Genomic DNA, 12,735 nt, shown 5'->3' on the forward strand with positions numbered 1-12,735 from the left:
CCCGGACTGTCGCATGCGTGCACCACCGAGCCACCGGGGCCGATGCCGGCTTGACGCCAATCGCACGGCCATCCCCATAATCGCTCGCATCGCCCCCCGGCCAAGCCGTCGCCACGGCCGGGCGAGCGGCACGCTTCCTGCGTGTCCTCAGCGATCCCTTCGCCTTTCTTCCGCGTCCCCGCGCGTCCGCCTTTCCAACTTCAGACCTCGATCCGCCCGAGCCGTTGCATGCGTTCCTCCGCCGAGACGACCCATCGCACCAGTCTCGGTCGCGGCGTGGGCCTGCTGATGGTGGCGCTGCTCGCGATGGCCGTGATCGTGGCGCTGCTGGCCTGGCGCGCCCGAACGACGCTCGACGACCTGCGCCGCGCCGACCGCATCAACACCATGCTCTCGGCGATGGTGCTGCTCACGGAGGATCTGCTGAACGCCGAAACCGGCCAGCGCGGCTACCTGCTGACGCAACGCGCCAGCTACCTGCAGCCCTATCGCGACGCCCTCCGCGGTCTCGACCGCCGGGTCGAGGAGGTCCTGGCCAGCGACGACGACCCCGCGCACGCGGCCCGGCTCGCCCGCATCCATGAGCTGGTCCAGCTCAAGATGACCGAGATGAACCAGACCATCCGTCTGCACGATTCCGGCCGTCACGAGGAGGCGCTGGAGCTGGTGCTCGGCGACCAGGGCCTGCACCACATGGACGAGCTGCGCGACCTGCTGGGCGAGCTCACCTCGTCGCTGCGCGCCGAGCGCGCCGCCATCAGCGAGCGCCTCGCCCGAGAAGCCGGCCACACCGAGCTGCTGCTGCTCGCCGGCCTGGCGATGCTGGCGCTGTTCACGGTGATGGCGACCTCGCAGGTGCTGCTGCGCTCGCGCGACCTGCTGCGCACCGAGAAGCGCCTGCGCGGCATCGCCGACAACGTGCCGGCGCTCATCAGCCATTTCGACGGAAAGGGCCAACTGCGCTTCGCCAATGCGGAGGTCGGCCGCGTGCTCCACACCGACCCCGCCAGCCTGCTCGGCAAGACGCTGGAGGAGATGCGCGGCGTGGAAGGCGTCCAGCAGCTGCGCCCGTACATCGAGCGCGTGCTGAACGGCGAGTCCGTGGCCTTCGACGCGGAGCAGGTGATCGAGGGCGAGACGCTGCATTTCCACCAGAGCTTCGTCCCGGAGTTTTCCGGCGGCCGCGTCGAGGGCTTCTACGCCTGTTCGATGGACATCACCGAGCGCAAGCGCGCCGAGGCGGCGGTCGCCGCCAGCGAGCGCCGGATGAAGGCGATCACCGACAACCTGCCGGTCTTCATCACCTACATCGACGCGGAGCGCAAGCTGCGCTACACCAACGAGACGATGCGGAGCTGGTTCGGCCTCGATCCGCAGGCGTCGCTGGGCCTGCACATCGACGAGGTCTTCGGCGTCGAGAGCACCAGCCAGCGCAGCGCGCAACTGGCGCTCGCGCTGGGCGGCGAACGTGTCGAGTTCGAGGTCACCTCGACCATGCTCGGCAAGCAGCGGCACCTGCGCTCGATCTACGTGCCGGACGTCGGGCCGGACGGGCGCGTGGCAGGCATCTTCACGCTGTCCATCGACATCACCGTCATGAAGCAGGCGGAGGCGCAGCTCGCGCGGCTGGCCAGCTCGGACGCGCTCACGGGGCTGCCGAACCGGCGCGAGTTCGACCAGGCGCTGGCCGGCGCGCTCGCCCGGCAGCGGCGTCAGGCGCGGGACGGCCGGCTGCTGGCGGTGCTGTTCCTGGACATCGACCACTTCAAGGCGATCAACGACACCCACGGCCACGGCGTCGGCGATACGGTGCTGCGCGACTTCGCCACCGTGCTGCGGCGCGTCGTGCGCGGCAGCGACCACGTGGCGCGGATCGCGGGCGACGAGTTCGTCGCGGTGCTCGAAGGCCTGAACCGGCCCGAGGAAGCCGAGCAGGTCGCGGCCAAGATCGTCGACGCGGTGCGGGCCGCGCAGCCGGCGGGCGTTCCGATCACGGCCAGCATCGGCATCGCCAGCGTCGCCGACGGCGAGGTGCCCGCGGCGAGCCTGATCGAACTCGCCGACCGCGCGCTGTACCAGGCCAAGCACCAGGGCCGCGACGGCTGGGCGGCCGTGCGATGGCCCGGGCAGGACCAGAGACGCTGACGCCCGGGCCGACGGACGACCTGGACGGTGGAGGTGGGCGCACGTCGTCGACGGCCCGCGCTGGCGGCCGACGCGTCCGGCGACGATCGGCGATGATGGCCCGATGCAGAACTCCCGCTTCCTCCCGGGTGTCCTCATCGCCGCTGTGCTGGGCCTGGGACTCTCCGCCGTCTCCGCTGTCTCCACCGCTTCCTCGGCGTTCGCGCAGACGGCCGCAGCGCCGCCGGCCGATGCCGGCGCCGGGCCTTCGCGCCTTTCGCAGCCCTTGCGCCCGCTGACCAACGACACCGGCGAACGCATCCAGGCCTGCACCCTGTGCCACGGCGCGCAGGGCCGGGCGACGACGCAGGGCTACTTCCCGCGTCTGGCGGGCAAGCCTGCGGGCTACCTCTTCAACCAGCTGCAGAGCTTCCGCGACGGCCGCCGTCATCACGCGTTGATGGCCGGGCTGCTGCGCAACATGAGCGACGACTACCTGCGCGAGATCGCCGGCTACTTCGCCGCGCTCGACGTGCCGTATCCGGCGCCGGGACCGTCCGGCCTGAACACCGAGCAGCAGGCGCGCGCGGAACGATTGATCCTGCAAGGCGATCCGGCGCGCAAGGTGCCGGCGTGCACGGCCTGTCATGGCCCGTCGATGGCGGGGCGTGAGCCGGCGATCCCGGGGCTGCTCGGGCTGCCGCGCGACTACCTGGTCGGCCAGCTCGGCGCGTGGCGCAGCGGGCTGCGTCGCGCGCACGCGCCGGACTGCATGGCCGACGTGGCGAAGGCGCTGTCGACCGACGACATCGCCGTCGTCGCGAGCTGGCTCGCCGCCAAGCCCGCCGGCGCCCATCCGGAGCCGCCGTCGACGACGCCCTTGCCGGTGCAATGCGGAGGGCTGGCGCCATGAGCGGGGATTCGACCTCCACAGGGACCTCCGGCGAGACGTCCAGCGCGGCGCCGATGAGGACCTTCGTCCGGCTGCTGGTCGGCGTTGCGATCGCGGTCCCGTTGATGGCCGCGTTGCTGCTCGCCGGCGCGTGGGGACGGGAGCTCTGGCTGTCGGGGCGACCCTCGCTGGCCGGCGCACAGGACACCAGCCCTGCGGTGATCGCACGAGGCGCGTACCTCGCGCGCATCGCCAATTGCGCCGGCTGCCACAGCCCGCGCGGTGGCGCGCCGCTGGCCGGCGGACTGCCGCTCGGCACGCCGTTCGGGACCCTGTTCAGCAGCAACCTGACGCCCGATCCCGAGACGGGTCTCGGCCGCTGGAACGCCGACGACTTCTGGCGCGCGATGCATCACGGCCGCAGCCGCGACGGGCGGCTGCTCTATCCGGCGTTTCCGTACACCAGCTACACGGCGATGTCGCGCGAGGACGCCGATGCGATCTTCGCGTGGCTGAAGCAGCAGCCGGCGGTGACGCAGACGACGCCACCCCATCAGCTCGGCTGGCCGTACCGCTGGCAGTCCGCGCTCGCGGTGTGGCGGCTGATGTACTTCACGCCGGGCGATGCGCCGTCGCACGATGAACCGGGCGTCGATCGCCGTGCGACGCAGGGCGCCGCCGGCCAGGCGACGCTGGAGCGAGGTCGCTACCTCGTCCAGGCGGTCGGCCATTGCGCCGAATGCCATGCGCCGCGCAACCGGCTCGGCGCGTTGCGCGACGCGGCAGGACTGCGCGGCGGTTGGGTCGGCGTGCAGGGCTGGATCGCGCCTTCGCTGGCCGATCCGCATGCGGCGGGCGTGCAGGATTGGTCCGAGACGGAAGTGCGGTCGTGGCTGCGGACCGGCTGGTCGACCCAGGGCGCGGCGCTCGGCCCGATGGCGGATGTCGTCGCGGAGAGCCTCCAGCATCTGACCGACGCCGATGCGCAGGCGATGGCCGTGTACCTGCGCGGACTGCCGCGCGAGGGATCGACCGCGGCGGAGTTCAAGCCGGCCTCGTCGGCGCAGATGGATCTCGGCCGGCAGGTGTACGCGAAGCACTGCGCCGACTGCCATGGCGATCAGGGACAGGGGCGTCAGATCGCCGGCGAACCGGCCTATCCGCCGCTGGCGGGCAACCGCACGGTGACGCTGGACGCGCCTCAGAACGTGCTCCAGATGCTGGCCGACGGCGGCTACGCGCCGACGACGCCGGGTCACCCGCGTCCGTACGGGATGCCGCCGCTGCGGCAGGTGCTCACGGAGGCCGAGATGGCCGCCGTCGCGACCTTGATCCGGCAGAGCTGGGGGAACCAGGCATCGGCGGTGACGGAGCAGGAAGTGCTGCGCCTGAAATGAGCGGGCTCAGGGGCACAAAAGCACACGAAAAGCGCCCTCGGCTCGCGCAACGGGCGCGCCATATGGGGACGGGCCACCCTTGATTTCAAGATCTTGAAGCGCGGCTTCTCGCTCCTAGGTTGGGATGCATGGCGGACACGTCCCGCCGCGATCCACCCGCAGGAAGCCAAGGAGCCCCGCATGTACCGTCAACTGTTTGCCCGTGAGCTGTTCAACGACCTCGACCGCTTCCAGCGCGAGATGAGCGGCCTGTTCGAATCCACCGCCAGCCGCGCCACCCCGCGCGGCGGCTACCCGGCCCTCAACGTCGGCCTGTCGCCGGAAGCCGTGGAGGTCTACGCCTTCGCCCCTGGCCTGGATCCCGCCACCATCGGCGTCGACCTGGACCGCGGCGTGCTGAGCCTGTCCGGCGAGCGCGCGTCCTCGTCGTCGGAAGCTTCCGCAGCGACGGCTGCGACTGCCGCGACCGCCGAAGGCGAGACCGCCGCCCCCGCCGTGAAGGCCGCCGACAAGACCCTCGTCCATCAGCGCGAGCGCTTCGCCGGCAAGTTCCGCCGCGTGGTCAGCCTGCCCGACGACATCGATCCGGAACAGGTCTCGGCCTCGTACAAGGACGGCGTGCTGCGCGTCAGCGTCAAGCGCCGCCCGGCACCGCAGCCGCGCCGCATCGACATCCATTGAGTCGCGGACCCCGCCGTCCACCGATCCCAGACACGAACCGAACCCGATTCGAAAGAACACCATGACCACTGCCGTGCACACCCCCGCCGCCGATGCGGCCGAGCAAGTGAAGACCAGCGCCTCGACCGCCGCGCAGGCCGCGCGTCGTCGCGATGACTATGCGATTCAGCCCGCCGTCGACGTCCTCGAGGACGCGCAAGGCCTGACGCTGTTCGCCGACCTGCCCGGCGTGCCGCGCGAACAGCTCCAGCTGCGCGTCGACAAGGACCGCCTGATCATCGAGGCTGAAATGCAGCTCGACCTGCCGGACGGCTTGAAGGCCGGCCATGTCGAGGTGTCGCGCCAGTTCTACCGCCGCGCGTTCACGCTGAGCAAGGAACTCGATGCCGAGCAGATCGGCGCCGAGCTCAACAACGGCGTCCTGCGCGTGCGCATCCCCAAGGCCGCGCATGCGCAACCGCGCAAGATTGAGATCAAGCTGGGCTGATCGTCACTGCAGGCGCGACAGCGTGACGTCCGGCTCCGGCGGTGCGGCCATGGCGGCGAAAGCCGCATCGGCCGCTTCGCCAGCGCGGGCCGCGTCGTCCAGGCTCACCTGCAATCGGCGACGCATCCACGGTCGCAGGTCTTCCAGCGGACCGACGTCGGGCAGCAGGCTCCAGTCCTGCAGCGCCTGCACCGCGTGCGGCACCGGCTCCTGGCCCACCAGCGCCCGTTGCAGGCGCTTGGCCGATTCCGGCATCTCCGCCAGGAAGTCGGCGTCCAGGTCCTTCGCGCGGCGCATCAGGCTCTGCCGCATCATCGAGAGATGCGCCATCAGCCGGTAGCCGTGGTCGAGCACCGTGTTCAGCTCCTGCAGCGGCGGACGCACCCGGCGCGGTTCGGCCGCGCTGCGCGTCAGCGCCGCGGACAACGCGGCCAGCGCGTCGTAGGCCTGGCGCCGCGCCATGCGCTGCGTGAGCGCGCCGGCCGGCGTCATCTCGGCGGTCATCGCCTGCATCGCGTACTGCTGCAGGGCGGCGCGTGCCCGCTTGAGCGCGCGCGGCAGGTTGCGACGCTCCCAGGCCGGCAGCACGTAGCTGAAGGCCCAGGCCAGGATCGCGCCCAGCACCGTGTCCGCGAGGCGCTCGGAGATCGCGATGCCATGCGTCGGATCCGCCAGATGCGACTGCAGCAGCGCCATCACCGTCGCCGCGATCGCCGTGATCAGGTAGCGGCGCGTGACGAACGCATGCGCGATGCCGACCGCCACCTGCAGCACGACGATCCACAGCGTCTGGTTGGGGATCAGCGACAGCGCCAGCATCAGCCCGCAGCCGATCGCCGTGCCGAGCACCCGCATGTTGCGGCGCTCCAGCGTCTGGTCGAGGCTGCCGCGCAGCACCACCGCGACCGACAGCACCAGCCAGTGCGGGTGCGAGGCCCACGGCAGCGCGAGCGCGATGAAGTAGGCCGACGACAGCGCCAGCGCGCTGCGCAGCGCATGCCGCATCACGGGTGAGTCGAGGTGGATCTGCGCCTTCAGCAGGCCGATGGGCCAGCCGACCGGCGTCACGAAGTTGCGCAGTTCGCCGGCGTCCAGCGCCAGCGGCGGCAAGGGCTGGGCGGCATCGAGCGCGCGACCCATCGCCAGCACTTCGCCATCCAGATGCGACAACCGGTCCTGCAGCACGAGCTGCAGCCGCGTGCGCGGATCCTGCGGTGGCAGGTCCGGCCACTGCGTCGGTCGAACGGTGTTCATCGCCGGCGCGCGCTCGTCGAGCAACGCGTCGCGGTATTCGTCCAGCAGCACAGCCAGCGACCGCAGGCGGCTGACCAGCGCCGTGCGCATGTGCTGACCGACCGGGTCCTCGCCCAGCAGTTCCAGGTCCAGCCGGCTCGCCAGCATCAGGTCGCGCAGTTCCACGACGTGCAGCAGCACGGCCGCGCTGCGCGGATCGGTCTTCGCGCGCGGGAAGACCTGATCACGCGCCGTCTGCAGCAGTTCCGCGAGCTGGGCCTCGTTGCCCAGCCAGTCGCGCATCGCATGCGCCGCGCCGCCGCTGCCCAGCAGCTCGGCCCGCGCGCTCATCAGCTGCGCCAGGCCGTGCAGCGCCTCCGCCAGCGCGAGCCGGTGGAAGCGGCGCTGCAGGAAGGCGCTGGAGATCACGCTCCACACGAGGTACAGCGCGATGCCCGCCGCGCCGCTCGCCAGCACGATCATCAGCGGCTGCGGCGGCCACGCGAGCGCGAACACCATCGCCAGGATGGGTGCGAAGGACACGGGACCCGCGCGCGGGCCCCAGCTCAGCAGCATGGCGCTGCCGAAGGCGAGCACCGCCACCAGCGCGCCCATCGCGCCGTGATACGGATGCAGGACCGCAACCAGTCCCACGGCCAGCAGCGTCATGCCGCCGGCGGTGAGCACGCGGTTGCGGTTGCGCCGCACGCTGCCCGGCAGATCGGCCAGGCTGGCGCAGATGGCGCAGGCCATCGCCAGCTGCGAGGCGACGTGCGACAGCTCGGCCGGGGCCGCATGCGACACGATCACCTGCACCAGCATCACCCCGAGGGCGACGCTGAGGCCGTTCCACCAGTGCGCCGGCCAGTGACGCCAGCGACCGGCCGCCATCAGGCTTCCCGGACGCGCTGGTTCAGATGGGCCAGGGCCTCTTCGACCTGGTCCACCAGCACCAGGCAGAGATCGCCCGGCTGCAGACGCTCCAGCGCGCGGTCGATCGCGACGAACTCGCCGCGGATCTCCTCGATGTGCTTGGTCCGCGTCGCGCCCTTCAGCCCCTGCTGCAGCAGCGCCAGGACTTCACCGTCCTCGCGGCCGCGCTGGCAGGCGTCCTGGAACAGGATGGCCTCGTCGAAGGCCTCGCCCAGGATCTGCGTCTGGATGCGGATGTCCTCGTCGCGGCGGTCGCCGGCGCCCGAGATCACCACCGAGCGCTTGTTGGCCGGCAGCGCCTGCACCGCCTGCACCAGCGCCCGCATCGCGTCGCCGTTGTGGCCGTAGTCGGCGATGACCGTCGCGCCGCGATAGTCCATCACGTTGAAGCGGCCCGGCACGCTGTCCGGATCGCTCATGAAGCTCGCCAGCCCGCGCCGGATCGTGTCCCAGTCCAGGCCCACGCCCCAGGCCGCCGCCACCGACGCCATCGCGTTCTCGTTCTGGAACGGGATCGCGCCGCCGCGGGTGAAGGGGATGTCGCGCAGCGGGATCGACTCGCGCCACGCGCCCTGCGCCGCGACCAGCGCGTCGCCGTCGACGTAGACGCAGCGCTTGCCCTGCGCGCGGTGCGTCGCCATCAGCGGATGGTGGCGGTCGCTCGCGAAGAAGATCACCTGGCCCGGGCAGACGTCGGCCATCTTGGCCACGACCGGGTCGGCGGCGTTCAGCACCGCGTAGCCGTTGGGCGCCACGTTCTGCACGATCACGCGCTTGACCAGCGCCAGTTCCTCGACGGTGTTGAGGAAGTTCATGCCGAGGTGGTCGCCCTCGCCCAGGTTGGTCACCACCGCCACCTGGCAGCGGTCGAAGCCCAGGCCTTCGCGCAGCACGCCGCCGCGCGCGGTCTCGAAGACCGCCGCCTCGACGTCCGGGTGCATCAGCACGTTGCGCGCGCTCTTCGGGCCGGAGCAGTCGCCGCTGTCGGTCTGGCGGCCGTCGACGTAGACGCCGTCGGTGTTGGTCATGCCCACGCGCAGGCCCTGCGTCGCGAACATGTGCGCCACCAGGCGCGAGGTCGTCGTCTTGCCGTTGGTGCCGGTCACCGCCACGATGGGGATGCGGCCGTCCTCGCTCGCGGCGCCGCGGTTGCCGCCGTAGATGCTGGAGATGATGGCCTCGCCCACGTCGCGGCCCTTGCCGTAGGACGGGCTCAGGTGCATGCGCAGGCCGGGCGCGGCGTTGACTTCGACGATGCCGCCGCTCTGTTCCTCGAGCGGCTTGAGCACGCTCTCGGCCACGACGTCGACACCGCACACATGCAGGCCGACGACCGTCGCCGCGGCGATCGCGCGGGCGGCGACTTCAGGATGCACGTCGTCGGTCACGTCGGTCGCGGTGCCGCCGGTGGACAGGTTCGCGTTGTTGCGCAGGATCACACGCTGGCCCTTGTCCGGCACCGACTCGGGGGTCAGGCCTTGCAGGTCCAGGCGCGCGATCGCGATGTCGTCCAGACGGATCTTGGTCAGCGAGGTCGCGTGACCGTCGCCGCGGCGCGGGTCCTCGTTGACCTTGTCGACCAGCTGGCGCACCGTGTGCACGCCGTCGCCGGTCACGTTGGGCGGATCGCGGCGGGCCGCGGCCACCAGCTTGTCGCCGACGACCAGCAGCCGGTAGTCGCTGCCGGGCAGGAACTTCTCGACCATCACCGTGCCGATCTCGTCCGCGGCCTTGTAGGCGATCTCCATGTGCTCGCGCGAGGCGACGTTCACCGTCACGCCCTTGCCCTGGTTGCCGTCCAGCGGCTTGACCACGACCGGCAGGCCGATCTCCAGCGCCAGTTCCCAGGCCTGGGCTACGGTCTCCACCGGCGCGCCGATGGGCACCGGCACGCCGGCCGACTGCAGCAGGCGCTTGGACAGGTCCTTGTCCTGCGCGATGGATTCGGAGACGGCGCTGGTCGCGTCGACCTCGGCGGCCCAGATGCGGCGCTGCTTCACGCCCCAGCCCAGCTGCACCAGCGAGCCCTGCGTCAGGCGGCGGAACGGGATGCCGCGCTTGCAGGCGGCGTCGACGATGGAACCGGTCGAGGGGCCGAGGCGGATGTCCTCGTCCGTCTCGCGCAGCGCCTTGACGGCGGCGTCGGCGTCGAAGGCGGCGCCCGACTGCGCGGCGTTGATCAGCTCGACGGCCTTCTCGAACGCGGCGCGGCCGACGTCTTCCTCGCTGTACTCGACGACCACCTGGTAGGTGCCGTCCTCCGACGTGGTGTGCGTGTGGCTGTAGGTCACCGGGCAGCCGGCCTGCGCCTGCAGCGCCAGCGCGGCCTGCTCCAGCACGTGGGCCAGGGTGATCGGCGTCTTGGCGCTGCTGGCCGGCCGGAGCGGACCGATGCCGGGGAAGCGTTCGCGCAGGCGGGCCTCGAAGCCGGCCATGTCCGCGATCGTGCGTTCCGTGTCGCTGCAGTGCACGACCGCCTCGATGGCGGTGTGGCGGCTCCACATGTTGGGACCGCGGAGGGCGCGTGTGCGGGAGACTTCCATCTGTCGTCTTTCGGGTTCGACTGTTCTTCGAAGGGGCGGGTCGGCTGGTGAGGCGCGGCGGCTCGCTGGTCGGTGGTTACTGCGTCAGGCTTACTGCGGCAGGTCCGGCACGAAGGTGTCCAGGCCGGCCGAGATCAGCTCGGGCGAGATGCCCATGGCCCAGCCGGTCGCCACGGCGGCCAGCACCGCGTCGGTCGCGATCTCCTGGCCGACCGCGCGGAAGCGGGCCTGCAGCGATTCGACGTTGGCGCCGGAGGTCTCCGAGGTGCCCTGCGCCAGCATCGCGGCGCCGCCGCGCAGGAACACGCCGCGGCCTTCCTTGCCGCGGTGCTCCGTCAGCGCGGCGTTGCCGGCGTCCAGCGCGTAGAGGATCACTTCGCCGTCGGACAGCTCGGCCATCTCGGCCACCTTGGGCTCGTCGGCGTTCAGCACCGCGACGCCGTCGGACAGCACCACGTCGACCTGCGTGCGCAGCACCTTGAAGAGCTGGTCCTCGGTCTGGATGTCGTGGTTGTCGAGCTCGGCCACGCGGCCCAGGTCGGTGACGACGCCCACCTGGCAGCGGTCGTAGGCCAGGCCGTCGCCCAGGATGGTGCCGGCGCCGTTCTCGACCACGATGGCGTCGACGGCGCGGTTCATCAGCAGGCGGTGGCTGGCGGCCCAGGTCGCGCTGGGCTTGCGCTCCACGCGGCGGGTGCCCAGGAACAGTCCGTCGCCGCAGGCCAGGCCGACGTGGCGGCCGTTCAGGTGCAGCAGCCAGCCGACCAGGCGCGCGATCTGCGCCGTGCCGCGCGAGCCGGCCACGCCCACGATGGGGATGCGGCCGCTTTCGTCCTCGGCGAACAGGTGGTCGATGATGGCCTGGCCCACCGGCTGGGGCATGCCCTCGGCCGGCTTCAGGTGCATCAGCAGGCCGGGGCCGGCGTTGACCTCGACGATGGCGCCGCCGGTTTCAGTCAGCGGCTTCGAGATGTCGCTGCAGACCAGGTCGACGCCGGCGATGTCCAGGCCGACGGTGCGCACCGCCAGCGAGACGGCGTGTGCCACGTCCGGGTGGATCTGCGCGGTGCAGTCGATCGCGACGTTGCCGTTGCGCTGGATCAGCACGCGGCGGCCGGCTTCGGGCACGCCGTCGCCCGACAGGCCCTGGCGCTGGAGTTCCAGCAGCACGACCGGGTCGTCGGTGATGGTGATGCGGTTGAGCGGGAAGTCCTCGGTCGTGCCGCGGCGCGGGTCGGTGTTGATCTGCAGGTCGATCAGCTCGACGACGGTGTGCGTGCCGTCGCCGGTGATCCAGGCTTCCTCGCCGCGGGCGGCGGCGACCACCTGGCCGCCGACGACCAGCAGGCGGTGCTCCATGCCGGGGATGTAGCTCTCGACCAGCACTTCCGAACCTTCCTTGTCGGCGAGGTGGAAGGCGGCCTCGACGTCGGCCTCGTGACGCAGGTCCAGCGTGACGCCGCGGCCGTGGTTGCCGTCGGACGGCTTCACGACGACCGGCAGGCCCAGGTCCTGGGCGACGTCCCAGGCCTCGGCGGCGGTCTTGACCGCCTGGCCGGCCGGAACGGGCACGCCGACGGACTTCAGCAGTTCCTTGGTCAGGTCCTTGTCGCGCGCGATGCCCTCGGCGATCGCGCTGGTCATGTCGGTCTCGGCCGTCCAGATGCGGCGCTGTCGCGCGCCGTAGCCCAGCTGGACCAGGTTGCCGTCGTTCAGGCGGATGTGGGGGATGCGGCGGTCCGTCGCCGCGGCCACGATGGCGGCGGTCGAGGGGCCGAGGTAGCAGTCGTCCAGCTTGTCGCGGATCGCCACGACGGCGGCGTCGACGTTGAAGTCGTCGCCGTTGATGGTGGCCATCAGCAGCGCGTGGCCCTGCTCCAGCGCGCAGCGGGCGACCTGCTCGTCGCGGGCGCGGAAGACCATGCGGTAGACGCCGTGTTTCGAGGTCGACCGGGTCTGGCCGAAGCCGGTCGGCATGCCGGCCAGGTTGAGCAGCTCGATGACGATGTGCTCCAGCACATGGCCCATCCAGGTGCCCTCGGTCAGGCGCTGCAGGAAGCCGCCGCGCTCGCCGACGCCGCAGTGGTGCTCTTCCAGCGCCGGCAGGCGCGCGCACAGGCGTTCGGTGAAACCGGGAATCAGGTGGGAGGGGTGTTCTTCCAGGCCACCCAGGTCCAGCCAGGTTTCCAGCACCGGACGGTAGGTCCACATGTTGGGGCCGCGCAGGTAGTTGATGCGCAGGAGCTTGATGTCGTCGTGTCGGCTCATGAGGGGTGGAAACGTGGAAGAGGGTCGCCCGGCGGACCACCGGACAATGATGCGAAGCACAATTGTGCGCTTAAGCCAAAATTGTGCGAAACATGCCACGAACCGGCTGGACCGGGTCTTGCCCCGTTGGGGGGCCACGGCAGAAAAGTCTCGAAGAAACTCAACGTTTCGCAGATC

8 protein-coding genes are annotated in these 12,735 nt (G+C 71.2%); 5 read left to right on the forward strand and 3 right to left on the reverse strand.

Features of this window, described 5'->3' with window-relative positions; translation table 11 throughout:
* Positions 1–228: 228 nt before the first annotated feature.
* From ACQZ13_RS05165 to ACQZ13_RS05185, 5 genes are all read left to right on the forward strand, one after another.
* A complete protein-coding gene (locus ACQZ13_RS05165) occupies positions 229–2,145 on the forward strand; it encodes a diguanylate cyclase domain-containing protein (RefSeq protein ID WP_431050165.1) in 1,917 nt (638 codons plus the stop codon).
* A 103-nt stretch (positions 2,146–2,248) separates the two neighbouring features.
* Positions 2,249–3,037: a c-type cytochrome gene (locus tag ACQZ13_RS05170; protein ID WP_431050166.1), complete on the forward strand. Its 789-nt coding sequence runs from the start codon at positions 2,249–2,251 to the stop codon at positions 3,035–3,037.
* Entirely contained in the window at positions 3,034–4,413 is a 1,380-nt protein-coding gene (locus ACQZ13_RS05175) for a c-type cytochrome (RefSeq protein ID WP_431050167.1), read from the forward strand. Before ACQZ13_RS05170 ends, ACQZ13_RS05175 begins: the two co-directional genes overlap by 4 nt.
* Positions 4,414–4,593: 180 nt before the next feature.
* Positions 4,594–5,094, forward strand: coding sequence for an Hsp20/alpha crystallin family protein (locus ACQZ13_RS05180; protein WP_431050168.1), 501 nt, complete (start codon positions 4,594–4,596; stop codon positions 5,092–5,094).
* Positions 5,095–5,155: 61 nt separating this feature from the next.
* Positions 5,156–5,581 (forward strand): Hsp20/alpha crystallin family protein, encoded by a 426-nt coding sequence (locus ACQZ13_RS05185; RefSeq protein WP_431050169.1) that lies wholly within the window; start codon positions 5,156–5,158, stop codon positions 5,579–5,581.
* 3 nt (positions 5,582–5,584) lie between these two features.
* On the opposite strand, the gene ACQZ13_RS05190 is transcribed toward ACQZ13_RS05185, so the two are convergent.
* The 3 genes from ACQZ13_RS05190 to cphA (ACQZ13_RS05200) all read right to left on the reverse strand — a co-directional run bounded on the left by ACQZ13_RS05190 (position 5,585) and on the right by cphA (ACQZ13_RS05200) (position 12,558).
* Positions 5,585–7,705, reverse strand: coding sequence for an FUSC family protein (locus ACQZ13_RS05190; protein ID WP_431050170.1), 2,121 nt, complete (start codon positions 7,703–7,705; stop codon positions 5,585–5,587).
* Positions 7,705–10,290: a cyanophycin synthetase gene (gene cphA / locus ACQZ13_RS05195; RefSeq protein ID WP_431050171.1), complete on the reverse strand. Its 2,586-nt coding sequence runs from the start codon at positions 10,288–10,290 to the stop codon at positions 7,705–7,707. Before cphA (ACQZ13_RS05195) ends, ACQZ13_RS05190 begins: the two co-directional genes overlap by 1 nt.
* Positions 10,291–10,380: 90 nt before the next feature.
* Complete coding sequence (gene cphA / locus ACQZ13_RS05200; protein WP_431050172.1) at positions 10,381–12,558, reverse strand: cyanophycin synthetase; 2,178 nt, start codon at positions 12,556–12,558, stop codon at positions 10,381–10,383.
* Positions 12,559–12,735 lie beyond the last annotated feature (177 nt).

The sequence above is a fragment of the Roseateles sp. L2-2 genome (assembly GCF_050613215.1).
GTDB lineage: Bacteria > Pseudomonadota > Gammaproteobacteria > Burkholderiales > Burkholderiaceae_C > Roseateles > Roseateles noduli.